The 25,548-nt window shown below is 34.6% G+C and carries 22 protein-coding genes, 1 pseudogene and 1 riboswitch; of the genes and pseudogenes, 8 read left to right on the forward strand and 15 right to left on the reverse strand.

The features are described 5' to 3' along the window. Nucleotides 1–55: 55 nt before the first annotated feature. A complete protein-coding gene (gene metA / locus ABH961_RS21400) occupies nucleotides 56–961 on the reverse strand; it encodes a homoserine O-acetyltransferase MetA (RefSeq protein ID WP_098075897.1) in 906 nt (301 codons plus the stop codon). Then, a complete protein-coding gene (locus ABH961_RS21405; protein ID WP_000504750.1) occupies nucleotides 945–2,243 on the reverse strand; it encodes a bifunctional O-acetylhomoserine aminocarboxypropyltransferase/cysteine synthase in 1,299 nt (432 codons plus the stop codon). Before ABH961_RS21405 ends, metA begins: the two co-directional genes overlap by 17 nt. 93 nt (nucleotides 2,244–2,336) lie before the next feature. After that, a riboswitch (SAM riboswitch) is annotated at nucleotides 2,337–2,441 on the reverse strand. A gap of 315 nt (nucleotides 2,442–2,756) precedes the next feature. Here ABH961_RS21405 and ABH961_RS21410 point away from each other — a divergent pair. Continuing rightward, on the forward strand, nucleotides 2,757–3,989 hold the full coding sequence (locus ABH961_RS21410) for a chloride channel protein (protein ID WP_064469937.1): 1,233 nt from the start codon (nucleotides 2,757–2,759) through the stop codon (nucleotides 3,987–3,989). A gap of 40 nt (nucleotides 3,990–4,029) precedes the next feature. Here the strand turns inward: ABH961_RS21410 and ABH961_RS21415 are convergent, their stop codons facing one another. Next, nucleotides 4,030–4,725, reverse strand: coding sequence for a YjjG family noncanonical pyrimidine nucleotidase (locus ABH961_RS21415; RefSeq protein WP_048542774.1), 696 nt, complete (start codon nucleotides 4,723–4,725; stop codon nucleotides 4,030–4,032). Nucleotides 4,726–4,831: 106 nt separating this feature from the next. Between ABH961_RS21415 and ABH961_RS21420 the strand changes: the two genes are divergently transcribed. Beyond that, nucleotides 4,832–5,503 carry a transcriptional regulator YeiL gene (locus ABH961_RS21420; protein WP_046958586.1) on the forward strand — a complete coding sequence of 224 codons (672 nt, stop codon included), beginning with the start codon at nucleotides 4,832–4,834 and terminating at the stop codon, nucleotides 5,501–5,503. A gap of 62 nt (nucleotides 5,504–5,565) precedes the next feature. Here the strand turns inward: ABH961_RS21420 and ABH961_RS21425 are convergent, their stop codons facing one another. From ABH961_RS21425 to ABH961_RS21435, 3 genes are all read right to left on the reverse strand, one after another. Next, nucleotides 5,566–6,192, reverse strand: a complete 627-nt coding sequence (locus tag ABH961_RS21425; RefSeq protein WP_000246726.1) for an FMN-dependent NADH-azoreductase — start codon at nucleotides 6,190–6,192, stop codon at nucleotides 5,566–5,568. A gap of 190 nt (nucleotides 6,193–6,382) precedes the next feature. Then, complete coding sequence (locus tag ABH961_RS21430) at nucleotides 6,383–7,030, reverse strand: response regulator (RefSeq protein WP_048542779.1); 648 nt, start codon at nucleotides 7,028–7,030, stop codon at nucleotides 6,383–6,385. Nucleotides 7,031–7,050: 20 nt separating this feature from the next. Then, entirely contained in the window at nucleotides 7,051–8,622 is a 1,572-nt protein-coding gene (locus ABH961_RS21435) for a GAF domain-containing sensor histidine kinase (protein ID WP_061671883.1), read from the reverse strand. A gap of 134 nt (nucleotides 8,623–8,756) precedes the next feature. Between ABH961_RS21435 and pdxK the strand changes: the two genes are divergently transcribed. Beyond that, nucleotides 8,757–9,581 carry a pyridoxine/pyridoxal/pyridoxamine kinase gene (pdxK, locus tag ABH961_RS21440; protein WP_098827581.1) on the forward strand — a complete coding sequence of 275 codons (825 nt, stop codon included), beginning with the start codon at nucleotides 8,757–8,759 and terminating at the stop codon, nucleotides 9,579–9,581. Between the two features lie 82 nt (nucleotides 9,582–9,663). Here the strand turns inward: pdxK and ABH961_RS21445 are convergent, their stop codons facing one another. The 8 genes from ABH961_RS21445 to ABH961_RS21480 all read right to left on the reverse strand — a co-directional run bounded on the left by ABH961_RS21445 (nucleotide 9,664) and on the right by ABH961_RS21480 (nucleotide 19,075). Beyond that, on the reverse strand, nucleotides 9,664–10,719 hold the full coding sequence (locus ABH961_RS21445) for a GGDEF domain-containing protein (RefSeq protein WP_048542784.1): 1,056 nt from the start codon (nucleotides 10,717–10,719) through the stop codon (nucleotides 9,664–9,666). A gap of 145 nt (nucleotides 10,720–10,864) precedes the next feature. Beyond that, a complete protein-coding gene (locus ABH961_RS21450; RefSeq protein WP_048542785.1) occupies nucleotides 10,865–11,068 on the reverse strand; it encodes a YbdD/YjiX family protein in 204 nt (67 codons plus the stop codon). Beyond that, entirely contained in the window at nucleotides 11,061–13,139 is a 2,079-nt protein-coding gene (gene cstA, locus ABH961_RS21455; RefSeq protein ID WP_048542787.1) for a carbon starvation protein CstA, read from the reverse strand. The genes ABH961_RS21450 and cstA overlap by 8 nt, the downstream gene beginning before the upstream one ends. 121 nt (nucleotides 13,140–13,260) lie before the next feature. Continuing rightward, nucleotides 13,261–13,977 carry a LytR/AlgR family response regulator transcription factor gene (locus ABH961_RS21460; protein WP_048542790.1) on the reverse strand — a complete coding sequence of 239 codons (717 nt, stop codon included), beginning with the start codon at nucleotides 13,975–13,977 and terminating at the stop codon, nucleotides 13,261–13,263. Nucleotides 13,978–14,246: 269 nt separating this feature from the next. Continuing rightward, complete coding sequence (locus ABH961_RS21465) at nucleotides 14,247–15,446, reverse strand: MFS transporter (RefSeq protein WP_098067639.1); 1,200 nt, start codon at nucleotides 15,444–15,446, stop codon at nucleotides 14,247–14,249. A 291-nt stretch (nucleotides 15,447–15,737) separates the two neighbouring features. Next, nucleotides 15,738–16,478 carry a WecB/TagA/CpsF family glycosyltransferase gene (locus ABH961_RS21470; RefSeq protein ID WP_048542796.1) on the reverse strand — a complete coding sequence of 247 codons (741 nt, stop codon included), beginning with the start codon at nucleotides 16,476–16,478 and terminating at the stop codon, nucleotides 15,738–15,740. A 15-nt stretch (nucleotides 16,479–16,493) separates the two neighbouring features. Next, nucleotides 16,494–17,594 (reverse strand): glycosyltransferase family 4 protein, encoded by a 1,101-nt coding sequence (locus ABH961_RS21475; RefSeq protein WP_098067640.1) that lies wholly within the window; start codon nucleotides 17,592–17,594, stop codon nucleotides 16,494–16,496. Nucleotides 17,595–17,674: 80 nt separating this feature from the next. Beyond that, on the reverse strand, nucleotides 17,675–19,075 hold the full coding sequence (locus ABH961_RS21480; RefSeq protein WP_404519947.1) for an O-antigen ligase family protein: 1,401 nt from the start codon (nucleotides 19,073–19,075) through the stop codon (nucleotides 17,675–17,677). A gap of 271 nt (nucleotides 19,076–19,346) precedes the next feature. On the opposite strand from ABH961_RS21480, the gene ABH961_RS21485 reads away from it, so the two are divergent. The 3 genes and pseudogenes from ABH961_RS21485 (at nucleotide 19,347) to ABH961_RS21495 (ending at nucleotide 21,402) form a co-directional block, all read left to right on the forward strand. Beyond that, nucleotides 19,347–19,979 carry a trimeric intracellular cation channel family protein gene (locus ABH961_RS21485; RefSeq protein WP_000924371.1) on the forward strand — a complete coding sequence of 211 codons (633 nt, stop codon included), beginning with the start codon at nucleotides 19,347–19,349 and terminating at the stop codon, nucleotides 19,977–19,979. Nucleotides 19,980–20,220: 241 nt separating this feature from the next. Then, a pseudogene (locus ABH961_RS21490) lies at nucleotides 20,221–20,598 on the forward strand (protoglobin family protein); the annotation flags it as partial. Then, on the forward strand, nucleotides 20,596–21,402 hold the full coding sequence (locus ABH961_RS21495) for a methyl-accepting chemotaxis protein (RefSeq protein ID WP_370512820.1): 807 nt from the start codon (nucleotides 20,596–20,598) through the stop codon (nucleotides 21,400–21,402). The pseudogene ABH961_RS21490 and the gene ABH961_RS21495, both read left to right, overlap by 3 nt. Nucleotides 21,403–21,495: 93 nt before the next feature. Here ABH961_RS21495 and ABH961_RS21500 read toward each other — a convergent pair whose 3' ends face one another. Further along, a complete protein-coding gene (locus tag ABH961_RS21500; RefSeq protein ID WP_404519949.1) occupies nucleotides 21,496–22,809 on the reverse strand; it encodes an ArnT family glycosyltransferase in 1,314 nt (437 codons plus the stop codon). A 320-nt stretch (nucleotides 22,810–23,129) separates the two neighbouring features. On the opposite strand from ABH961_RS21500, the gene ABH961_RS21505 reads away from it, so the two are divergent. Both ABH961_RS21505 and ABH961_RS21510 read left to right on the forward strand, forming a co-directional pair. Continuing rightward, nucleotides 23,130–23,642 (forward strand): acyl-CoA thioesterase, encoded by a 513-nt coding sequence (locus tag ABH961_RS21505; RefSeq protein ID WP_000412137.1) that lies wholly within the window; start codon nucleotides 23,130–23,132, stop codon nucleotides 23,640–23,642. A 435-nt stretch (nucleotides 23,643–24,077) separates the two neighbouring features. Further along, nucleotides 24,078–25,532: an oligosaccharide flippase family protein gene (locus tag ABH961_RS21510; RefSeq protein WP_048542803.1), complete on the forward strand. Its 1,455-nt coding sequence runs from the start codon at nucleotides 24,078–24,080 to the stop codon at nucleotides 25,530–25,532. Nucleotides 25,533–25,548 lie beyond the last annotated feature (16 nt).

Consider the following 25,548-nt stretch of genomic DNA (forward strand, 5'->3'; position numbering starts at 1 on the left):
AATATAAGTTAATCTTTACAAAGAAAACGTTGCCACGTGTTACACAATCTTTTTTTTATAATACATAAGGGGTTTCTTGATACACGTAATAATTCAGCCAATTAGAGAATAATAAATTCCCATGGCTTCTCCACTTTACAAGTGGTTTCTCATTTGGATTATTATGCTTAAAATAATTTTTCGGCACATCAATATTTAACCCTTTTTGGCGATCCCGTTCGTATTCTTGCTTTAACGTATCACAACTATATTCACTATGCCCGAGCGCAAATACTTGCCTTCCTTCTTGCCCAATGACAAGGTGAACTCCCGCTTCCTCAGAATTTGCTAATAATGTTAAGTCTGTCACCTCTCTAATATCACTCTCTCGTACTTCTGTATGACGAGAATGCGGGGCAAAAAACAATTCATCAAACCCTTGTAACAATTTCACATGTTGCTCACGAACTTCATGTTCAAATACACCGAACATTTTTTCCTTAAGAGGATACTTTGGAACACCATAATGATGATACAAGCCAGCCTGTGCCCCCCAACAAATATGAAGCGTAGATGTTACATTCTTTTTTGAATACTCCATAATACGTTTAAGCTCTTCCCAATAATCTACCTCTTCAAAAGAAAGAGTTTCAACTGGTGCTCCTGTAATAATAAGTCCATCAAATTTCTCATTCTCAATATCACGAAATGTTTTATAGAAACTCGTTAAATGGTCCTGCGCTACATTGCGAGACAAATGTGATTCCATATGAAGTAAGTGAACATCTAATTGCAACGGTGTGTTGCCAATTAAACGAAGTAATTGCGCTTCTGTTTCTTGCTTTGTAGGCATTAAATTTAAGATAGCAATTTTCAATGCCCGGATATCTTGTGTTTCTGCTCGCTCTTTCGTCATTACAAAAATATTTTCCTTCTGCAACACTTTGCGAGCTGGTAAATCTCTATCAATTATGATCGGCATGTTCTTTGCCTCCGACTAGCGCTGCTTCTAAATCTGCAATAATATCAGAAACATCTTCTATACCAACCGATAAACGAATTAAATCTGATGTAACGCCAGCTAGACGCTGATCTTCAGCACTTAATTGTCTATGCGTTGTGCTAGCAGGATGTATAACACAAGTTCGTGCATCCGCTACATGCGTTACGAGAGTTGCTAGTTTTACATTTGCGATAAATTCTTTCGCTGCTTCTAATCCGCCCTTAATGCCGAATGTTAAAACACCACTAGCACCTTTTTTCAAATACGTTTGTGCTAACGAGTAATTTTCATTACTATCTAATCCCGGATAATTCACCCATTCAATACGTTCATGGTTAGCAAGCCACTTAGCAACTGCGAGAGCATTTTCACTATGACGCTCCATTCTTAAATGCAACGTTTCTAAGCCGATATTGCTAATATACGCATTAAATGGGCTCATACAGTTTCCGTAGTCTCTTAATAATTGAACACGCGCCTTCACAATATAAGCTGCTGCACCAAAATTTTGAACGTAACTTACGCCGTGATAACTTGGATCCGGTTCAACAAGTTCAGGATATTTCCCATTTGTCCAATCGAAGTTCCCTCCGTCAATAACAATGCCGCCTAAAGAGCTTGCATGACCATCAATATATTTCGTCGTAGAATGAACGATAATATTTGCTCCGTGCTCAAATGCTTGGCATAAATAAGGAGTTGCTAATGTATTATCCACAATAAAAGGTACTTCTAACTCTTTCGCTGCATCTGAAAATTCTTTGAAATTTAAAACGTTCATCGCTGGATTTCCTAACGACTCTGCATAAACAAGTTTCGTCTTATCATTAGCAAGGGCCACAATTTCATCAGCACTTAAATTCGGATTAAAGAACGTAACGTCAATACCAAGCTTACGCAAACTCACTCCAAATAAATTAAACGTTCCGCCATAAACTGTGGAAGAACAAAGCAAGTGGTCTCCGCTACTACAAATATTTAAAACAGCAAGCATAATAGCAGCCTGCCCAGAAGCCGTTGCAACAGCTCCTACACCACCCTCTAAATCCGCTAACTTTTGCTCAAATGCAGCTAAAGTAGGATTTCCAATACGCGTATATATATATCCTTCTGCCTCTAAATTAAATAGCGCTGCTAAATCATCTGAAGTATCGTATTTATACGTTGTACTTTGATAAAGTGGCAAAACACGCGGTTCACCATTTTTTGGTGTATAGCCACCTTGCACACAAATTGTTCCTTTTCCCCATGATTCTCCCATCTCTCATTCTCCTTTCTTTTATACAAAATAAAAAAACTGCTCCTTTCCTGAAAACAAGAAAGGAGCAGTTTGAAAACACGCTCTAAAGGCTCTTTCTTATCTTTCAGGATTATTACCTGCAGGATTTGGCACAATTCCGTTATACGGCTGTTGCCAAGGTTTCATCGGGCCTGTCCCTCCACCTTTTCTTGATAAGACTATGCAATTACCGTTGATTTTATAGCAATAATTTCCTAATGTCAATCAGTTTTTCTGAATGTTCTAAATTAAATACAAAGAATTTGACATGCATAACAAAAGAAATATATTCCATATTCATTTGAAAAAGACCTTTTAAAACCCTCGATTACTATATAAAATTAAGTAAGTAGTTTAACTGTATAACATTTCAAATTCTCACGAGACCTCAATATATTGAATAAGCCAACCTCTCAAAAAGATACTATACATATTCATTTCGCAGGAGCATATTGAATCCTTTCAACATTAAAGCTTACATAACGGAGGTATAACATGACAAATACAAAGGACATGCACTATATACTCGTCCTATACGGCATTCTTTTAGGCTCTATAGTAGGAGCTACAGTCTGGCTATTTTTAGTTACAATAAATATCGGCATTCACTTTATTTGGGGATACTTACCTACTATTTTCGCTTCTCCCCCGTATTACACTATTTGCGTCACAACTATCGGTGGTATTCTCGTTGGTTTAACTCAAAAGTATTTCGGTACATATCCACGTCTTATGCCAGAAGTGATGGGTGAATATAAAAAAACAGGTAGAATTGAATACCGTTTTGTACATAAAGCTACTTTAACTGCGATTATCGTTTTAATATTTGGAGCTAGCTTAGGTCCCGAAGCAGCACTTGTTGGAATTATCGGTGGACTTTGTACATGGGTAGGGGATCGCTTTACATTTGCCTTAAAAGGAATGAATGAACTAACAGAGGTTGGAATTGGCGCTACTTTAAGTGTAATTTTTAACGCGCCGCTATTCGGTTATTTAGCTCCAAATGAAAATGAGGGTGAGCAAATTAACGAATTTTCTAAAGGAAAAAAAGCAATTGTATATTTAGCTACTACTTTCGCTGGTTTTTCCGTTTATTTATTACTTAGTAAATTCGATAATCGCGGATCCTTTATCGTTGATTTTGGGGAAGGTTCCCTTTCTCTTAATGAATGGATCGCCTTTCTACCACTTGCTAGTATTGGTGCTATAGTTGGTTTCTTTTATTTCAAATTTGAATTCACATTAGAGAAATTAATCCATCCCTTCAGGGAATACAAACTATCACTTGGAATTATCGGTGGTATTTTATTAGGAATTACAGGAACTGTTCTCCCGTACACGTTATTCTCAGGAGAACACCAATTAAAAGATTTAGTCGTTGAATGGAGTCATTTATCCTTCTGGGTACTACTTCTTTCAGGTGTTTTAAAATTATGTATTACTGCCGTTTGTTTAAATACAGGTTGGCGCGGTGGACATATTTTCCCAATTATATTTGCTGGATCTAGTATCGGATATGCTATAGCTTCCATTATCCCGATAGATCCAATCGCTTCGGTAGCCATCGTCACGACAGCAATTTCAAGCTATGCATTAAGAAAACCAATTGCTATAACATTACTATTACTCATGTTTTTCCCGCTCAATTTACTATTACCGATGCTTGGAGCGGCAGCGATTGGTAATGCATTTCCACTTCCTAAAAATAACGAAGCTACAAACGAATAAAAATAGGCAGTAGGGACAAAAGTTCCACTGCCTATTTTTATTACACACGTTGCTTCAATAACGCGTATAACTCTTCAAAATTTTGTACTTCATATGTTGGCACAATCTCGCTATTATTTGATTTCTTTTCTGGATTAAACCAACAAGTATCAATTCCCGCTACATATCCACCTTTCATATCAGCACTTAACGAATCCCCAATAATGAGCCCTTCTTCAGGGGAAAAATTAGGAATTCGTTCAAAAACATAATCAAAATACTCTTTCATCGGCTTTTGGAATCCCGTATCTTCAGAAACGAAAATATCTTTAAACAAGGCATGTAATCCTGCATTACGTAAACGTTTATCTTGCGTCTTAGAAATACCGTTTGTCACTATATATAAATCGTACTCACTTTGAATTTGACTTATAAATTCAAACGCACCTTGCATAAGTTGGTCTCCTTCTTCTAAGTAGCTACGATAATTATTTTCGAATAATACTCCATCTACTTCTTCCCCGTACTCTTTAAACAAAATTGAAAACCGCGTATTTACAACTTCATCACGGTTCATTTCACCTTCCTCAAAAGCATCCCAAAGACTTTTATTAATTTTTTTATAGTGCCCTTCAACCTCGCTAGTTAGAGGAATCCCTTTCTCTTCAAACAGCATACGTAACGCCATTTTCTCCGCCTTCTGAAAATCTAACAATGTATCATCTACATCAAATAGCAATGTTTTATATTTTTTCATAAGCCCTTCACACTCTCTTTTCTACAAAAACAAATTTATGTAAATCGTATCATTCCTTCTTGTAAACATAATAGGAGATATCTCATACTAAACATGAGGTGAAAATATGAAAGTCAGCAAAAATAGCGAAGAAATCTCTCATTACATGCAAACTTACAACTTCCATACTCTTTTTTCTTTTGATGTCTTACCGTATGCTGAACTACATTCCTTTCAAAAGAGAGAAAGGATATGTAATGAAGGTGTTGATGTTCCTTATCTTTATTACTTAATTTCCGGAAAAGCGAAAATATATATGAGTCACAAAAACGGGAAGGTCTCCTTAATTAACTTTATTCAAGCACCTTCGTTCATTGGAGAATTAGGGTTAATTGGCGTAGAATCCGTTACGAAAACGGTGGAAGTGATTGAAGATTGTATGTGCTTAGCGCTTCCTCTTAAAGATTGTCAGCATCTTTTGTTGCAAGATGCTACATTTCTACAGAAACTATGTAAATTTATCGGTGAAAAAACAATTAGCCGAACAGAAAGTTACGCCAAAAACAATAGTTATCCGTTCGAAAATCGATTAGCGGCGTTTATTCTATTAACAGAACAAAATAACAGTTATACAGAAAAACATACCGAGGCTTCGGAATACTTAAATGTCAGCTACCGCCATCTTTTATACGTATTAAACCAGTTTTGCCAGCAAAATTACTTAAAAAAAGACGGAAGAACCTATTACATACAAGATCGAATTCAATTAGAAAAACTGGCTGATGAACTTAAAATATAAAAAAGTAGCATTAACGTTTACCTGTTAATGCTACTTTTTTATAGTGACGATTCTATTTTCAATTAAAATTTGCTTGCTACTTTAGCTGCTTCTTCAAGACCAGCTGTAATGATCTCTTCTGCTTTATCTGGGAATTGGTTATGTCCTTCAATAACTACTGTTTCCATATTTGTTGCACCGAAGAAGCCCATCATGCTTGCTACATATTTAACAGCCATTTCTACTTCAGCTGCTGGACCTTCAGAATATACGCCGCCGCGCGCGTTTAATAATGCAATCTTCTTATCTCCAATTAGACCAACTGGACCTTCTGGCGTATATTTAAACGTTTTGCCAGCTCGGTTTAAATAATCAATATATGTGTGTAGCACTGCTGGAATCGTTAAGTTCCATAATGGGAAACCGAAAACGACTTTATCAGCTTCTAAAAATTGATTTAAATACTTATCAGCAACTGCTACTGCTTTTGCTTCCTCTTCAGTTAAATCAAATCCTTTACCTGCTTTGAATGTACCATTAATCATATCTACGCCTACATATGGTAATTCTTCTTTATATAAGTCAAGTTCTACTACTGTATCATTCGGATGTGCTTCTTTATAGTTTGCTAAAAATGCCTCGTATAATTTCACACTAACTGCTTGTTCCGCTGGGCGGTTGTTTGCTTTTACAAATAAAACTGTTGCCATTGTTTTTCCTCCTAGTACTCACTCTTCTGTTGTTATATGCTTTCAAAAAAGGTATCCCTTGTAATTGTTGTTTTGTTGCTTACAAACATATTTTATCTTTATATCAAGACAATTTCGTCCTCACATAGACGTATTTTTCCATAAAAAAAGTCCACCTTCTAAAGGCGAACTAGGTCTTACGACTTTTGTCTTATACAATTCCATTTTTCACTGCATATAATGCTGCTTGCGTGCGATCAGATAAATTCAACTTACTCAAAATACTACTTACATGCGCTTTTACCGTTTTTTCTGTAATAACTAAAACAGAAGCAATCTCTTTATTACTCATCCCTTTAGCTAATAGCTGCAACACTTCATTTTCTCTCGCCGTTAGCACATCCACTTGAATAGAAGGTTCTTCTTCCTTTTCTTCCACAGGTAATGTTTGAGAGAGAAGAGTATTTGCTATATCTGGATGTAATTGAATATTACCTTTATATGCGCTTCGAATAGCTTCAACAAGCTGATCGGGTTCTACATCTTTTAAAATATACCCACTTGCCCCCGCCCTTAACGCTGGTAAAACATGCGCCTGATCAGAAAAGCTGGTTAATACAATTACTTTCACATTTGGATATTCTTTTTTGATGCACGCCGTCGCCTCGACACCATCCATTTCGGGCATATATAAGTCCATTAGTACAACATCAGGATGTGTCTCCCCTACTTTCACTAATGCCTCTTTCCCATTACTTGCTTCTCCAACTAGCTCTAAGTCTTCCTGTGTACTTAAGAAAAATGCTAATCCTTTTAAAACGACTGTATGATCATCAACTAACAATACTTTTATTTTCACAAACTTCCCTCATTTTCACATCATAATGGTACATTTACTTTTACACTTGTTCTTTTCTTATCACTTACAATTTTAATTGTTCCACCGACTAATTCTACTCTTTCGCGCATCGTAGTCATACCGAGTGATTTCTTCTCTTTTATATCCTTCTCTACAAAGCCGTTTCCTTGATCGACTATTTCTAATGATACATTCTTCTCCGTCACTTTGAAATAAATCGCCGCTTCTCTGACATTCGCATGTTTACTTACGTTATTTAAAGCTTCTTGTCCAATTCGCCATAGCGCTTCCTCTACTACACGTGGCAAATCACGAACACCTGTAACTTGTTCCCGAATTTTCAATCCCAAACTTTCACCATATTGTTTTAAAGCTGGTAATAGTCCTTTCTCTAATCCCGCTGGACGTAGTTGCCAAATTAACGTCCTCATTTCTTTTAAAGCACCTTGCGATAACTCACGTATCTCATGCAAAGACTGATCTACCTTTTCGTTTTTCCCCTTTAAGACGGCTTCGGCACCTTTCGTCATAAAAGTTAATGAAAACAACTTTTGTGAAACAGAATCATGCAAATCTCTAGCTAAACGATTACGTTCTTCCAGTCGTACAAGTTCTCGGCGCTTTTCATTTAACCTTAAGTTCTCTATCATTAACGATATATGATTGGCTAACGCCTGTACTACATCTATCGTATTTATATCAAATTCTCCATTATTCGAACTTACACTTAGTACGCCAAATATATGATCTTGAATATGTATGGGAATGGCAATAACCGCACGATTAGGATGTACGATATTCCCAACCTGACTCTTTAACAAAACAGGCTCTTCTTTTTTCAGAGCTTCCTGTGCCGCCGACTTCAAATCCTCTTGTATCTCATCTATCTTACATGAGGCTCTTACAGCAAGTTCATTTTCTTCTCTAATAAAGAATACAACTTGCTCCCATAAAAATAACTTCCCTATTTGCTTTACAATCTCCTCTGGCAATGCATTAAATTTATGAATCGTCCTTAAAGCTTGAATAAAGCGGTCTAACTTTACATAATAATGAGCCCTTCTCTTTTCATTTTCATACAATTTTGTACGTTTTAATGCTGTTCCAATTTGGAAAGCAACTGATTGTAATAGCACTAACTCTTCTTCAGAAAAATGCGTTTTACCTGGACTAGCCACATTTAATACGCCAAATTCATCTCCCCCCGCTTTTAGCGGCACTGTCGCATGATGCACAATCCCTTCTGTATCTCCCCAGTTATATTCAATCGCATTATTAATTCTCTTACATTCAATAATATTAACGGCTTTCTCTAGTTTCCCTTCCACAAATCGGTGTAAACACCAACAATTCCCCTCACACATCGGTCGTTTATTTTCAAATCTTAATCCCTCTGGTAATTGATAATCAATTAATTTTGTATATCTGCCATTTTCATCCGCAAGAAATATCCATCCTGTCGTTAAACCTGTTACATTCAACAGTTTTTCCAACACAGCTTGCAGCACATGATATGTATCATTTGAGGTGTTCAACGTCTCTGCAATCTCTTTTAATATAACTAATTCATTTGTACGATTCTCTTGAAACATAATTCGTCTCCTACATACAAGATTTTAAATCGCCCCTAAAGTAAATCATCTACTTTTCACTTTGTACTTATTCGTAACATTGATATAATGGTGAAAACATAGTTTTCATTATATCACTTGAGGGGGATTTCATAATGACATTAAATAAAGCACTTACTATCGCTGGTTCTGACACAAGTGGCGGTGCTGGTATACAAGCAGATTTAAAAACATTCCAAGAACTTGGTGTATACGGAATGACATCTCTTACGACAATCGTAACGATGGATCCACATAACGGTTGGGCACATAACGTATTCCCAATCCCGGCTTCTACATTAAAACCACAATTAGAAACGACAATTGAAGGCGTTGGCGTAGATGCTTTAAAAACAGGTATGCTTGGATCAGTAGAAATTATTGAAATGGTTGCAGAAACAATCGAGAAACATAATTTCAAAAATGTAGTAGTGGACCCTGTTATGGTATGTAAAGGTGCTGATGAAGCATTACATCCTGAAACGAACGATTGCTTACGTGACGTTCTTGTTCCAAAGGCATTAGTTGTAACACCAAACTTATTTGAAGCTTACCAATTAAGTGGCATAAAGATTAATTCTCTTGAAGACATGAAAGAAGCTGCGAAAAAAATCCACGCTTTAGGTGCGAAATACGTCCTAATTAAAGGCGGTAGCAAGCTTGGTACGGAAACTGCAATCGACGTCCTATATGATGGAGAAACATTCGATCTTCTAGAATCAGAAAAAATTGATACGACAAATACACACGGCGCAGGTTGCACATATTCCGCTGCAATTACAGCAGAACTTGCAAAAGGAAAAACTGTGAAAGAAGCAGTAAAAACTGCTAAAGAATTTATCACAGCTGCTATCCGTTATTCATTCAAGATCAACGAATACGTAGGCCCAACACATCACGGTGCATATCGTAAATTCGTTGCATCAAAAGAACTTGTCTAACATATAAATGAAAACACCCACAGAGTTTATATATTTCCTCTCTGTGGGTGTTTTTTTATAAGCTCTTCTGGTCATCTTATCTTTAAGATGCAGAACTAACCTGATTTCTACCATTTCTTTTGGAGTAATATAATGCATCATCAGCAGCTTGAATAAATCGCTCTGGTGATTCTTCATACACTGAAATTCCTACTGAAACTGTAATTTTTATTTTTGTTCCATTTAGCAATTGAAATGGATGGTTTTCAACAGCCGTGCGAACTTTTTCCCCCATACGCATTCCATAAGCTAATCCTTTCTGCGGTATCAAAAGCGCGAACTCTTCCCCACCCTTTCGAAAAGCCAAATCTGGAAACATTGAAACTTCTCGTAAAATATGCCCCATTTGTTTTAATACTTCATCTCCCGCAGGATGCCCATACGTATCATTTACACACTTAAAGTGATCAATATCTATAAGTAATAAACAAAGTGAATCATTTTTCATACGCTTATTACCAATATGACGATTCATCTCTAAATCAAACTGTCTTACGTTTCCTAAACCTGTCAGTGCATCTATCGTTGCGTATTGCTTCATCGTTTGAAATAACTCATTGGATTGCAATACATAATTTGCGCTTATAAATGTGATATATGCTGCAACACCACTACAAACTAAATATAATGCTACTATAGACATATCCTTAAATAAAATAGAAAGTGGAACCGTTAAAATAGATAAACTATATACATTAAACCAGATCCATCTTTTAAATATAGAAGCTTTCATCCGCCAAATGAAAATAATTCCAAAACCTATCAATACAATTGTATAACAAGCCAATTCAGAGGCTAAAGAGTACTCAGTAAAAAATAATCGGGTAATTAATATAATAGTAACTGTTATACTGCTAGCTATCGGACCTCCAATTATAATTGCCAAAATAACAGCTAAATAACGTAGATCCAACATAATATCTTCAATATGTACACCAAAATGCATCAACAGTACACTTAATATTCCAGTAAGAATACCTACTACACATTTCTGCAAAAAAGAGAACCCTTCTTTTAACGGTTTATCTCTTAAAAGCTGACCTCCAACAAAAATAAAGGAAAGAATAATTGTTGTGTTTACAAATAAGTCCCTTAACATAAAATAATCTCCCTACTTTTCTATCTATCACTTTCCTTATTTTATTGTATACGAAATCCCTATAATTCCCAAAGCTTTTATTTATTTTTTGCTGTTCCACGTGAAACAGCAAAAAATAAAAAAGGACGAAAATTCGCCCTTTTTATTAACAACACCGTGATATCTTTCCACCCTTTGCATTAAACCTAGCTTCTTGCACTTCTGCAAAAAATTGTTTTTGACATACAACCTCTTCTTCTGGATGATGCTTTTTCATATGCTCTACATATGTTTCATAACTTGGTACTCCAACGAGTAAACTAATAAAGTGTTTTCTTTGTCTCCATACTTTCCGTAGTCGTTTAAGCATAATAGTTCCTCGACTCACTTTCATCTCTAGAAATATATGGCGCCTCTTTTAGCGGCATCGGCCTATTTCTTAATACTTGAATCCAAATTCGAATTGCAGAAATTAATACAGCGATTACAACTATCATAAAAATCCCGCAAAGCGCTGCATCAATATAATCATTGAAAATAATTTGTTTCATTTGAGCGACATTTTTAGCTGGTGCTAACACTTTCCCCTCATCTAATGCTCCCTGAAACACCTTTGCATGAGATAGAAATCCTATTTTAGGATTTTCATGAAATAGCTTTTGATAACCCGCCGTCATCGTTACAATAAGCAATCCGACAGTTGGAATAAGTGTCACCCAAACATATGCCTTTTTCCCCATTTTGAACAAAATTGTCGTTCCAAGTAATAATGCAATACCTGCTAACATTTGGTTTGCAATACCGAAAAGTGGCCATAATGTATTAATTCCACCAAGCGGATCAACTACCCCTTGGTATAAGAAATAACCCCATCCTAATACGCATAACGTTGTAGCTATCACATTCGCTAATGTAGAATCCGTTTTCCCAAATGGCTTATATACATGTCCTAAAATATCTTGAATCATAAATCGGCCTACACGCGTTCCAGCATCAATTGTCGTTAAGATGAATAGAGCTTCAAAGAGGATTGCAAAATGATACCAAAATGCCATCATCGCTGTTCCACCTATTACTTGTGAGAAAATATACGCCATACCTATCGCTAACGTTGGTGCACCACCTGTGCGTGATAAAATCGTTTGCTCTCCAACGTTTACAGCGAGATCTTTTAATTCATTTGGTGTAATGGCAAATCCCCATGAGGAAATAACTTGAGCTGCCTGCGAGACATCTGTACCGATAAGTGCTGCGGGACTATTAATCGCAAAATAAGTTCCTGGTGTTAATACACAAGCTGCAATCATCGCCATCGCGGCTACAAATGATTCCATTAACATTGCCCCATAACCGATTGGCTGTGCGTGTCCCTCTTGTTCAATCATCTTTGGTGTCGTACCTGATGAAACGAGAGCATGGAATCCAGACACCGCACCACAAGCAATTGTAATAAATAAGAACGGGAATAAGTTTCCAGAGAAAACAGGACCTGTTCCATCGATAAATTTCGAAACTGCTGGCATTTGTAAATCTGGTGCTACAATTAAAATACCAATTGCTAATCCAACAATTGTTCCGACTTTTAAAAATGTGCTTAAATAATCACGTGGTGCTAAAAGCATCCAAACTGGTAAGGCCGATGCGATAAATCCATATACAATAAGCATAATAGCAATCGTTTCACCGCTAAACGTGAACATACTTGCAAGCGTTGGATGCTCTGCTACATACTGTCCTCCAATAAGAGACAGTATAAGTAGAATAATTCCGATTACTGACCCTTCTCCAACCCGGCCAGGCCTAATGTAGCGCATGTACACTCCCATTAAAATAGCAATAGGAATCGTTGCTGCTATTGTAAACATTCCCCAAGGACTTCCGACAAGCGCCTTTACTACCACTAATGCTAATACCGCTAATAAAATAATCATAATGCCTAAAATGCCTATCATTGCAATAAGCCCTGTAACAGGACCGATCTCATCTTTAATCATTTCTCCTAAAGATTTACCATTCCGTCTCATCGAAGCAAATAAAATTACAAAATCTTGTACAGCTCCAGCAACAACTACCCCAACAATAATCCATATTGTCCCTGGTAAATATCCCATTTGCGCTGCCAAAATCGGTCCTACTAAAGGGCCTGCCCCAGCAATTGCTGCAAAATGGTGCCCAAATAATACCCACTTATTTGTCGGAACATAATCTTTTCCATCGTTTAATGTATGGGCTGGCGTTTGCCGATTATTATCTAAACCAAATACCTTTCTCGCTATAAATCTACTATAAAAGCGGTAAGCAACTGCATACACACATACCGCAGCTACTAAGAGCCACACGGCATTAATAGTTTCACCTTGTGATAAAGCTATTACACCAAAAGCACCTGCGCCTACTGCTGCAATAACTCCCCATAGTAAAATCGACTTCAATGTTTTCACATACAATCCCCCCAATACTATCGCTTAGTCGGATTGTACTAAATTTTCTGAATATTTAATTTGAATCCTCCTTATCATGAAGGATTTTTAGTTTATCATGTTAAAAAATTCGCATTACCTACTATAATTCAATCTTATTTCGAAGTCGTTTCACATAATTACGACTAACTGGAATCGGTTGCTCATCATATTTATCTAAATACAGATTATATGTGCCATTATAATAAGGTTTTAGTTCTTGTACATATGACATATTAATTAAATAACTTTTATGCACACGTAAAAAATCATATACATTTAGCTTATTTTCCAGCTCCTGAAGTGTATATGTTGAAATATACTGATTATTTGTTGTATAAATTGAAACCGTTTTATTTTCCTTATTTTTGCTTACATATACAATATCTTCAGGGAAAATATACCGAATTCCCTCTTGACCTTCTATCGGTAGTTTTCGCAAATAACTCTTTGCTTTTTCGCCTTGCTCTTTACACATTCTATATAAAAGGAATTGCAAATCTTCCTCACGAAATGGGCGTAGTAAATAATAAAATGCTTGAAACCGAAATGCCGTAATCGACTCTTCTATATCTTCACCCATAAAAATCAATTTCGTATAACAATTTACTTCCCGTAATAAACTCGCATATTCAAAACCAGTTCCATCTAGTAATTTTGAATTCAAGAAAACAAAATCTGGTGTATGCTTTTTCATGATCAATAATGATTCTGTTCCCGTATTCGCTTCAAAACATTCTACATTCCTTATATTTTCAGTAAATTTTTCAGCTAAACTTCTTCGCTCTTCTGCTTCTTCCATGATCAGTAAAATTTTCATTTCTTCAACCACCTAATTCTTTTGTCCATATGTCTTGTTGTATACATTCGCTTTTATAAGAAACATTCCCTTTTTCTTACTATACCATTATTTATCTAAAAAAACAGAAAAAAGGAAACCACAACGGTTCCCCCTACCCTTTCATTACATTATTTGTAGGAAGTAACCCCCACTGAATGCGAAGAAATGAATATTACTTCCCCAAAAACACAATTGGTGCTGGCTAATAATCAGCGAGGGATAAATCCCTCACCGATTAAACTTTCACCTTATACTAATTCTCGTTGCTTCGTTTCTTGCCCAAGTACAATTACAGCAACTACGCCAATTAAAATTGATCCACAGAAAATCGTAAATATTAGTGATAGTGAAGCCTGTGAAGCAACTAAATATCCTACTAATAGCGGTCCAAGAATACCACCAATACGACCGAATGCTGCTGCCATCCCTGCACCTGTACCACGAATAACCGTTGGATACTGTTCCGGTGTATAAGCGTATAATGCACCCCAAGCACCTAAATTAAAGAAGGATAGTAACATGCCTGCTACGATTAATACCGTTAATGACTCCGCCACTCCAAACAAATAAGCACTACATGCTGTACCGATTAAATACGTAACTAAAACGAACTTACGACCAAGTCGTTCAATAAACCAAGCAGCCGTGAAATATCCTGGCAATTGAGCTAACGTCATAATAAGTACGTACTGGAAACTTTTTATTAAACTAAATCCTTTTAATACCATCACACTAGGTAACCAAAGGAACATCCCATAGTACGAAAAGACAACAGAAAACCATAGAATCCATAACATAATTGTTGCCTTACGATATTCCCCAGACCAAACTGACTTTACATTTTCGATAACAGATGGTCTTTTTTCAGCCTTTTGAAATCTCGGAGAATCCGGTAAATTCCATCTTAAATATAAAGCATATAATGCCGGAACCGCGCTCAATACCATTGCAACTTCCCAACCATATTTCGGAATAACAAAATACGAGATAAGGGCTGCAATTAGCCATCCACCTGCCCAAAAGCTTTCTAATAGCACAACTATTTTGCCACGTTCATGCGCTTCAACGCTCTCTGATACTAATGTAGACGCAACTGGAAGCTCTCCGCCAAGCCCCATACCAATTAAAAATCGTAAAAAAAGGAACATCGCAAGTGTCGTCGTTAAAGCAGTTAAACCACTACCGATAGAAAATAGTAATAATGTAATAATAAAGACTGATTTCCGCCCTATTTTATCTGATAGTATTCCAAAAACGAGTGCTCCGACTGCCATACCAATCGAATTAATGCTGCCTATCCAGCCCATTTCTTGCGTACTTAATCCCCAATCTTTTTGCAGTGCTACCATTACAAATGAAAGCATTCCAACATCCATTGCATCAAATAACCATCCAAGCCCTGCTATACCAAGTAGCTTTCGCTTCGAAATTTCTTTCACCTTGCCCACAAGAAGTCCTCCTTACACAGCTGTCTTTACACATCATTTTACATGTGTGAATTGTATAAGTAAAATACTTTCGTTCAAAAAATTCTCCTTCATCATTCCCAAAAAATAAAATACTTATCACACTATTTGAGGGCAGTAAGACTCCCACCTCAAAATTCAGCTGAAACAAAAAGGTTAAATTGAAGACCAACTGCCATTAAACGTCCAATTGGTGAGGGTTAACCATCAGTGGTGGATGAGCAAAACCTCACTTTATTAAAAATGACCAAATAAAAAAGTAGCGATATTCCGCTACTTTTTCGAACGCATGACTTCTTTTAAAAATTCCGCTAATACTAACTGACGACGCCAGCGCGTTGGATTACTACACAATCTATAAAACCACTCTAAGTTAATCGCTTGAATCCATTTTGGTGCACGTTTTACCTCTCCAGCCCATACATCTAAACTTCCGCCCACTCCAACAGCCATCTTCGTTTCTAAACGATGCTTATTAGTTTGGATAAAATTCTCTTGTCTTGGGAAACCAAGCGCGACAAGTAATAAATCTGGTTTTGCTTCTTGAATACGAGAAACGATACTCTCTTCTTCTTCTTGTTTAAAGTACCCATCTTGTGTACCCACAATAGATACAGCTGAATATGTCTTCGTTAAATGATCTGCTGCAGCTTGTACAACATGCGATTTTGCACCAAGTAAGAAAACAGATACCGGTTTATTCTCCTCTGATAACTTTGCAAATAGATTACACATTAAATCAAAACCTGCTACACGTTCCTTTACAGGTGTACCTAACATACCACTTGCTTTTACAACTCCAATACCGTCAGGTGTAATTAAATCTGTATTTAATAATGTTTTATGGAATGTTTCATCCTTTTTTGCACACATAACAATTTCAGGATTTGCTGTTACTACCTGAAAAGTATGAGTTCGCTCCAATTCTAGTTGTCCCTTCAAATATTGGATCGTTTCATCCATTGTCATTGTAGAAAAAGGAACACCTAGAATATCAACCGTTTTTACTTCCATGATTAACTATCCTCTCTATTTCAGTAAAAGTTTTTTATATGCATTATAAGTATCTTCATACAAATTCTTTAGCGAGAAATGAGTAGATGCATGAGTATATAAAAGATTTCCCATCGCTTCTAATTCACCATTCAACCATTTTTCATAAGCATTTTCTAACGCGTTTGCTAACGAAGCCGCATCACCAATCGGTACAATCCATCCATACGTATCATCAACTATTAACTTCTTCATATCACCTACATTTGTTGCAATAGATGTTAAGCGTTGATTAGCCGCTTCTAATAAAACAAGAGGGAAGCTTTCGCTATAAGAGGTTAACAAATTAATGTGTGCAGATGCATATAATTCTTTTGAATCTGTACGAAAACCTAGAAAAATCACCTTATCCTCTAAGCCCTTTTGTTTCACCATCTCTTTTAATTCTGCTTCTATAGGTCCATCACCAAGCAAGAGCACCTTTATATTTGGAATTTTAATTTTTTGTAACGCTTCAAATAAAATATCATGACCTTTAACAGGATGAAGACGCGCTACTTGAACAGCTGTAAATACTCCTTCATCGATGCCAAATTCACTTTTATCATAAGGTTTTGCTGGAGTATTATCATACTCGATTCCATTATAAACCGTACAAATCTTCTCTTCTGGTACACCTAGTTTTATTATGTTTCTCTTAAAGTTTTCCGTAATTGCAAAGAATAAATCTACCTTCCTGAAAGAACGTAAATTTAACTTCGTAAACACCCACCCTTTTAATCCTCTCTTCATAAAATCCAACGTTGGATCACTATGGACAGTCATTATCCATTTTGCTTTTATACCTTTTTTCAAGAGGGAGAGATAGAAATTCGCTCGTGCGCCATGTGTATGCACAATGTCAAATTGATTTTCATTAATAAATGATTTTATTCTTGAAAGAATGGATAGGTCGTACCGAGATGATTGAGTAAAAACATGCACTTGAATACCAAGGTCTCTCGCTTCTCTAGCAATTGCACCTTCTTCAAATACCATTAATTCCACTTCTTTCTTCGGAAACTGAGATAAAAGTGAAATAATATGTGTTTTTCCTCCGCCCTCTTCTGCACCAGCATTTATATGTAACACTTTCATTTCCTATTTCCTCCACACTTTTTATTTTTACTTACTATAACAAAAATAAAAGCTAACATGCGCTAGCTTTTATTTTTTAATCATTCAATTTCCAAATCAACAAGTAGGTATGCGCTAATAAGGGCTAAATAAAAACTTACACCCGGTGCCATTAAAACATGACCAGCTATAAATGAAATACCTAAGGCTAAACCTATTCCGGTCATTATTAATACATATTTCACAGTGAATAATTGTTTAAATTTAGTCAATGCAAGTCTAATAATTTTAAATCCAAAGTATACAAAAGGTAGTAAAAGTAACACAAGTCCACCAATTCCAAATGAATAGAACCAATCATGGAAATCTCGTTCAATTAATTTCGGCTCACCTTTATAATTACCTGAATAACCCATACCTAATACTTTTTGAGAAAGAGGAGCTTTTTCATAGTACTCTTTATACTGCTGTTCAAATAATTCCCTGCCACTAAAAATAATAGCCTGTGTTTCCTCTTTCTGTTCTTTTTCTTTTTCAATTTCTTTCTCTTTTTCCGTCTCAATAACGTGAGGTTTATGTTCTTTCAATTCTTCTACTTGTTTCGCATTTTCTTCCTTCTTCTCATTTTGCAGCTTCTCAATTACTTGAAAATGTAGCCCCATATTTTTCATAAATGGTGAGAAAGGAGTGTATGCCATTACCCCTAGAAAAACAGTCATTGCAATCATACCATTTAATACATATGCATTTTTCTTCGCATCTTTACGTTGCATAAATGCCTGAATAAAACACATGATGAACGCAATAATCATTGTAGCAAAAATCGCTCCAAATCCAACCTTTGTACCAACGGCAAACAATGAAAAAATAATCAAAATAGAAGGAATCCAGCAATATATTTTAGACATACTAGTTGTTTTTTCAATAGAATATAAAACAACTATTGGACAAATAATCGCCAGAATTGAACCTAATTCATTCCCTGCATAAAACCATCCACGTGAACCAACCTTTAACCAATCATAACTGTTATAATCTGTTCCTGTTACAACTGAAACTACCATTACTATATTTATAATTAATGCTGCATAGGCAATATTGTTTCGCATTTTAAAATGCCTATTTTCTTTAAGTGATTTAAAGACCAAAATATAGCAAGTAAACATGATAAACGGATATAAAGATTTCGCTATAAACTTAATCTCTTCCCCTAATACGATAGGATCCTTAACCAATTTATTATTAATTAGTCCTATAGTGAAAAAAGCACCCATTCCAATTATATACAGCAAGTACTTAAGATTCCCTCTTTTCCTAGCTTGGAATACAATGTATATTCCTCCTAGGCCCATGACAAATAGACGCGCAAGAACTCCAATGGTTGTATCAATTTTTAAAACCATTATACAAAATGCCGTGAGTAAATCTAGAATTGGCTGTAACATTATAAAAATCAGTAAGAAATTTTCAAATTTACTACTTATACTGTTTTCCTTTAACATTTAAAGCCTCCATAACTATTACATAATTTCAACCTATAAAATAAACATTTTTTATTCATCTCAAATGTTTATTATAACATAACCTTATTGTTAAACTATCCGATTTATATACCAATTTTTATAATAGAAAAGGTAATAAATTTGTATTTTCAAACGCTTTCTTTCCTAATTTATTCTTTTTTTTTACACGTAAAGAAAATACATTGTTATTTCCAAAACTTTAGTGTATATTTTTTCTCTGGAACATCTTTATAAGGAAGGAATTAGAGCCATGTTATTAATCGATATATTTACGTTTCTTGGCATTATCGCCGCTGCCATTTCTGGTACATTAGTTGGTTTGAAAAAAGATTTAGATTTATTCGGTGTCCTTTGTTTAGCTGTAGCTACTGCGCTCGGCGGCGGTATTATTCGTGATATTATGATTGGTAACCTGCCTCCTGTCGCATTTGTAAAACCCATTTACTTTTTCGTAAGCGTATTATCAGCATTATTTACTTGTATGTTTTTTGAGCGCATCAATAAACTTCAAGTCGTTATTATGCTTTCTGATGCTGTTGGTTTAGGTGTATTCACAGCTATTGGTGCAAATGCAGCAATGTCACATCACGTTGACGCCTCGTTTTTAGTAGTTTCAATGGGCGTCATTACAGGTATTGGAGGCGGTATTTTGCGTGACATTTGCGCTCAAGATATCCCTTACGTATTCCGAAAAGAAATTTACGCAATCGCTTCTATCTTAGGAGCAATTAGCTTCCTAATCACACATGCAATGGGCGCGCACGTATTAGCCTTCTATGTTTGTTTATTAGTAACATTCGTTATTCGTGTCGTGACTGTAATATATAATGTACATTTCCCAGTTTTCTTTAAAACACACGCTAAGATTAATAAAGGCCATTAAGAGGATTCTACATAGAATTCTCTTAATTTATATACAATTCCATATACTGTAGAGTAATTTCATATAACAATATATAATTACGTTAGAATACAAAATTGAAAACGCTTTACAAACAGGGGGAAGAATGATGCTTGGGGTTTTTAAAAAAAATAAAACAAACACCAGTATAATTGAGTTAAGTAAAGGCCAACAAATAATATTTAATGTGCCTGCTAATTCTGAACTAAAAACTCAAATGGATATGCTACATATTTCGAAGGAAGATTTACAAATTGTAAAAGTATTACAGCCGTTTATTTATGAGGAAATAGATTGGATCACTGAAAAATTCTACACCAACATCACAAAACAACCTAATTTAATTGCCGTTATTGAACGCTACAGCTCTATTCCCAAATTAAAACAAACGTTAAAGACACATATTAAAGAATTGTTTAGCGGTAATATGTATGAAGATTTTATTGAACAACGTGCTAAAATTGCAAGAAGACATGTACAAATTGGTTTACATAGAAAATGGTATACTGCAGCCTATCAAGAATTATTCCGTTCCGTCATGAAGATTTTGCAAACTAAAATTTCAACAATAGAGGATTTTTCTTATTCTATAAATGTAATAAACAAATTATTTACATTAGAACAAGAACTTGTTATTGCGGCTTATGAATCCGAATATGAAAGAATTCAAAAAGAACATGAAAAAGAAAAAGAACTGACAGCTATGACGATTACACATATTGCAACAGAACTAGCAGCAGTATCTGAAAAAACAAGTTCTTCTATTCAACAGTTAACATCTAAATCAGAAAATATTGTAGGAATTGCAAAAACAGGTACATCATTAGCCACAACATCAGAAGAAAAGGCTAATAAAGGAAAAGAACAATTAAATCTGCAAAACAAACGTATGGAAAGCATTCAAACAAATATGGAAACTATCATTACTGATACTCGTGAACTTCTCGATATTTCTAATAAAATTAACGAAATCATTGATATCGTAAAATCAATCGCTGAGCAAACAAATTTACTAGCATTAAATGCTGCTATTGAATCTGCACGTGCTGGTGAATTCGGTAAAGGTTTTTCAGTCGTAGCGGGAGAAATTCGAAAGTTATCAGAGCAAACGAAAGAATCTATCTACAACGTTACAAAGCTCGTTGAAAAAACTAATAAACAAATTATCCACGTCTCTTCCTCCGTAGAACAAATTAGCTCTCTCGTATCTGAAGGGACAGATAGTATGCATGCGACAGATCAATATTTCCAAGAAATCGTAAAAGATATGTCTAACTCTAAAGACCAGAATAAAAAAATTGAAAATGAATTAGAAGTTATTTCACAGGTAATGAAGAGTATTCAAGACGACTCCTCAAAAATGGCCTTAACAGCGGATAGTTTGCAGCTAGAACTAAACCGATAAAGCAAACAAATATAAGGGTGGAGATTCTTCATCTCTCCTTTGTATGAACTCTAATCATCCATCTACAAAAAAAGAATCCAAAATGGATTCTTTTTATTTTCTGAAAAATATTTTTTGACAGTAAACATAACTCATATAAATACCAAAGCTTTGTAAAATAAACAAGGCTGGCACAATCATATTGTAATATGCCATATGTACTTGGAAAAGTCTTAACAACACATATCCACTAATTAACAATAAGAACAACATATATCCTTCATTTTGTTTTGTCTTAATAAGGAAATGTAATAATGCTATAGCCATAAATAATGTTACCATTATATATATAAGTTTTTCACATTTAAATAGAATAGAATTTACTCCCTCATCTGAAAACTGATTAATTACTGGTTTTAAAAGATTAAATCTTTCATCTTCAATCTCTTTTAACTTTTGATTAATGTGCTCTGATACACTTTGATTTTTCGTTATTTTTTCCTCACTTTGATTTTTCCCAATTAAAACAGATTGAACATACATCTCATTCGAAATCGTGTATTGGGACATCCCCATTGCCTTAATTCCGTAATTCACACAAAAATGAGCACTATAAAATAGAATTAGTATGCCTATCATCTTTAATAGCACTTTTTGTTTCGTTGCTGATTGAAAAAATTCAATTAACAACACATATACAGTGATAAAAATAGGAAGAAATAATCCCATTGGGAAAATCATATTGCTAAATGCAAAGAAGATTGCTGAAAACACCCACATATAAGGATGATCTAATCCTTTATATAAAAGTATGTAACAAGCAAAATAAAATAGAAATATTGCGAGCGATTCTTGTGTTAATAAGGAACTCATAAATATATTTGGGATATATAAAGCATAAAATACAGATGCAATACGACCACACTCTTCCCCAAAAATCATTGACGTAATGCGATAAATGAAGAATATGGTCCCTGTACAAAATAAAACATTAAATAGCTGTAAAGCAAATACCGTATCACCAAATATACGAATAATAATCGATTCATAAATGATAAAAGGTAACTGAGCTACATTCCCTATGTTATTACCAATTGCAACCTGCTTTGCAGATTCATACATTGCTTTCATATCACCAATCATTGGAACATCTATAAATATAACCATACTAAGTCTCACAACTATAGATGTGCCTATAAGAAAAATAAGAAATTGTTTATCTGTAAAACGATATTGTAAAATCGATGTTACTAACAAAATAAAGATAATAAAAATTACTAATATAATTGTTAAACTCATTGTACTTCCTTCAAAAAATTGCTTACTCGTTTCAAATGCTGACCAGCAACTATAAATAAAAAATGCGAGCATCGTACCAACCATTATTTTACTGGAGAAAGATGAAAAATTTGTTTGTATATGATTCATATGTCCATTGCACCTCTATTTCCATTCATAACACAACGATTCTATCATGAATGGGCACACAGCTGATAGGGAATTTATATAACAAATATGTATTCTTCACTTTTCACTTGCAATGTAAGCGAATCCTCTTTTACACTACATTTTAGACAAAATAAATTTTCTTTCAGTTGCATGAATATACTTGCAGAAGTATTCCTCCCCCTCTATCCATACCTTTTACTCATTTGAATATCTGGTAAAATCCAATAGGAACTAATACTCCTTTTATGTCATAAAGAACATGTCACTCTGATTGAAAACGTAACCTAGGGGCTGATTATATGGAAAAGAAATTTATGAGAGAATCAAAAGCAATTAAAACAACACGTGTTTTCCCAAACGATTTGAACAATCATCAAACTTTATTCGGTGGAAAATTATTAGCGGAAATTGATAGTATTGCTTCTATTGCAGCTGCCAGACATAGCAGAAAGCATTGCGTTACAGCATCTATTGATTCTGTTAATTTTTTAACACCAATTCAACAAGCTGATTCTGTTTGTTACGAAGCGTTTGTTTGTTATACTGGTAAATCATCTATGGAAGTATTTGTGAAGGTTATCGCAGAAAGCTTATTATTAGGAGAACGTCGCATCGCTGCTACTTGCTTCATTACATTCGTAGCTCTAAAAGATGGGAAACCTTCTTCGGTTCCGCAAGTACTGCCAGAAACTGAAGAAGAACATTGGTTGCACAAAACTGGTCTAGAACGTGCAGAAGACCGAAAAAAAGGACGTCTAAAAAGTAAAGAAATGGCTGAAGTACTAACTTTAAATAAACCTTGGAGCGTATAAAAAACAATTTCCTTCTGAGCGAATATGTAGTATATATATTCGCTCATTGCTTTGTAAACAATTCAAACATCCACTACGATTTTTATAGTCACCCCTTAACATATATATATCTATCTTAACTACGCATATCCATTCTTATTTTCTTTTTTATACAATTTATTTTATATTTATTTCTATACAAGCAATAGTTGATTTACAAAGTTTATGTAAGGTACACTTATACTCGTAATTAACAAATGAAGGTGATGATTTATTGCTCATATAAAAAACTATACCTTCAAAACTGTATATAAAATGTATTTCATTATACTAAAATTATTCACACTTCAAATGTATTTTTATATGGAGCCAAATAATGATCTCTAATAAGGGTTCTTAATACGATATAAATGATATTTTGATTAAATCGTATTACTTTAATGAAAAGGTGAAATCATGCAAAAATCAATTATTTCTAATATCTTTTATAAAATACTGCTCAATACATTTAATATTATACTCCCAATCTTAGTTGGTCCTTACGCGTATCGAATGCTAGGAGCCAATTCAATAGGAACTGTTAACTATGCTGAAACTATTTTTAATTATTTTTTCATATTCGCAGTATTTGGTGTATATCAATACGGACTACGTGAAATGAGTTTAATAAAAAATGATAAAAGTAAAGTTTCTAAGTTATTTACAAGTCTTTATGTAATTAACTTTACGACTAGTATTTTGGCCTTACTATCCTTTTTACTCTTTAGTTACATTGGATACGGTAACGAAAACTTATTCCCTGTCCTTCTAATCTTCGGCTTCAATTTCATTTCAAATATATTTTATGTGGAGTGGTTCAATGAAGCATATGAAAATTATGATTTCATTACTAAAAAAACAATTGTTGTTCGACTTATCTATGTTGGACTTCTTTTCTCTCTAGTTCATGGAGTGAATGATTATAAAACATTTGCCTGCTTATTAGTGATATCAACATTCTTAAATCATTTTATTAGTTTTATATATGTGAAACGCCAAGTTAAATTTGATTTTTCTAACTTAACGATTATTCCACATTTAAAACCCTTAGTATTAGTCGTTATTTTTTCAAATGCCAATATTTTATATACACAATTAGATCGACTTGTCTTAGGCGCATACGCAGGAAAAATAGAAGTCGCTTTCTATGTTATGGCTTTCCAAATTATGACTATCATCAATACACTTATGTTAAGTGTTGTACAAGTCACGATTCCAAGGCTTTCGTATTTATCTGGAAACGCAACTGAAAATGAATATGAATATTTATTAAATAGAATATCAAAGGTATATTTCATTACCTTATTTCCTGCGGCAATCGGTCTAATGCTCATTGCCCATAAGGCCGTCATTATTTATGGTGGAAAGGAATTCGCTCCCGCTGGTAATACTTTAATTATTTTTGCTTTTTATATGATCACAGTAGGTATTGAGTCTATCTTATCGAATCAAATTATTTATGTGAAAAAGAAAGAAAATATTTTGGTGCGCTTTTTATTTATTTGTGGATTCGTCAACTTAGCATCCAATATCGCATTAATATTTTTCGATATACTCACTCCCACAACAGCAATTTTCACAACAACCATTGCAAACATTGGATTAATTACTCTCGAATATATATATATAAAAAAGAAATTAAAAGTGAATTATACATTGTTTGATATTCAAAAACTTAAATACCTATTTTATTCTCTAACATTTTTACCAATAGCGTTTATTATAAAAAAGTTAGTCTCTGGACAAATCATACAATTCGCCCTAGTAATATTGATATGCGGATCAACATACATTCTTATCTTATTTGTAACAAAAGATGAGATTCTATTAGCTCTACTAGGAAAGCTACAAGTACGATTCAAAAAGGTGTAAACGCAACCTCTTAAAG

This window comes from Bacillus sp. RC251, assembly GCF_044908765.1.
Classification (GTDB): Bacteria; Bacillota; Bacilli; order Bacillales; family Bacillaceae_G; genus Bacillus_A; species Bacillus_A wiedmannii.

Bases quoted from the DNA above. Each gene is read 5' to 3' on its own strand.
- ABH961_RS21415 (WP_048542774.1), bottom strand. From the start codon at position 4,725: ATGAAAAAATATAAAACATTGCTATTTGATGTAGATGATACATTGTTA.
- ABH961_RS21420 (WP_046958586.1), top strand. From the start codon at position 4,832: ATGAAAGTCAGCAAAAATAGCGAAGAAATCTCTCATTACATGCAAACT.
- ABH961_RS21410 (WP_064469937.1), top strand. From the start codon at position 2,757: ATGACAAATACAAAGGACATGCACTATATACTCGTCCTATACGGCATT.
- ABH961_RS21500 (WP_404519949.1), bottom strand. From the start codon at position 22,809: ATGAATCATATACAAACAAATTTTTCATCTTTCTCCAGTAAAATAATG.
- metA (WP_098075897.1), bottom strand. From the start codon at position 961: ATGCCGATCATAATTGATAGAGATTTACCAGCTCGCAAAGTGTTGCAG.
- ABH961_RS21485 (WP_000924371.1), top strand. From the start codon at position 19,347: ATGTTATTAATCGATATATTTACGTTTCTTGGCATTATCGCCGCTGCC.
- ABH961_RS21470 (WP_048542796.1), bottom strand. From the start codon at position 16,478: ATGGAAGTAAAAACGGTTGATATTCTAGGTGTTCCTTTTTCTACAATG.
- ABH961_RS21435 (WP_061671883.1), bottom strand. From the start codon at position 8,622: ATGTTTCAAGAGAATCGTACAAATGAATTAGTTATATTAAAAGAGATT.
- ABH961_RS21475 (WP_098067640.1), bottom strand. From the start codon at position 17,594: ATGAAAGTGTTACATATAAATGCTGGTGCAGAAGAGGGCGGAGGAAAA.
- pdxK (WP_098827581.1), top strand. From the start codon at position 8,757: ATGACATTAAATAAAGCACTTACTATCGCTGGTTCTGACACAAGTGGC.
- ABH961_RS21505 (WP_000412137.1), top strand. From the start codon at position 23,130: ATGGAAAAGAAATTTATGAGAGAATCAAAAGCAATTAAAACAACACGT.
- ABH961_RS21510 (WP_048542803.1), top strand. From the start codon at position 24,078: ATGCAAAAATCAATTATTTCTAATATCTTTTATAAAATACTGCTCAAT.
- ABH961_RS21425 (WP_000246726.1), bottom strand. From the start codon at position 6,192: ATGGCAACAGTTTTATTTGTAAAAGCAAACAACCGCCCAGCGGAACAA.
- ABH961_RS21480 (WP_404519947.1), bottom strand. From the start codon at position 19,075: ATGTTAAAGGAAAACAGTATAAGTAGTAAATTTGAAAATTTCTTACTG.
- ABH961_RS21450 (WP_048542785.1), bottom strand. From the start codon at position 11,068: ATGCTTAAACGACTACGGAAAGTATGGAGACAAAGAAAACACTTTATT.
- ABH961_RS21445 (WP_048542784.1), bottom strand. From the start codon at position 10,719: ATGTTAAGGGACTTATTTGTAAACACAACAATTATTCTTTCCTTTATT.
- ABH961_RS21460 (WP_048542790.1), bottom strand. From the start codon at position 13,977: ATGAAAATTTTACTGATCATGGAAGAAGCAGAAGAGCGAAGAAGTTTA.
- ABH961_RS21405 (WP_000504750.1), bottom strand. From the start codon at position 2,243: ATGGGAGAATCATGGGGAAAAGGAACAATTTGTGTGCAAGGTGGCTAT.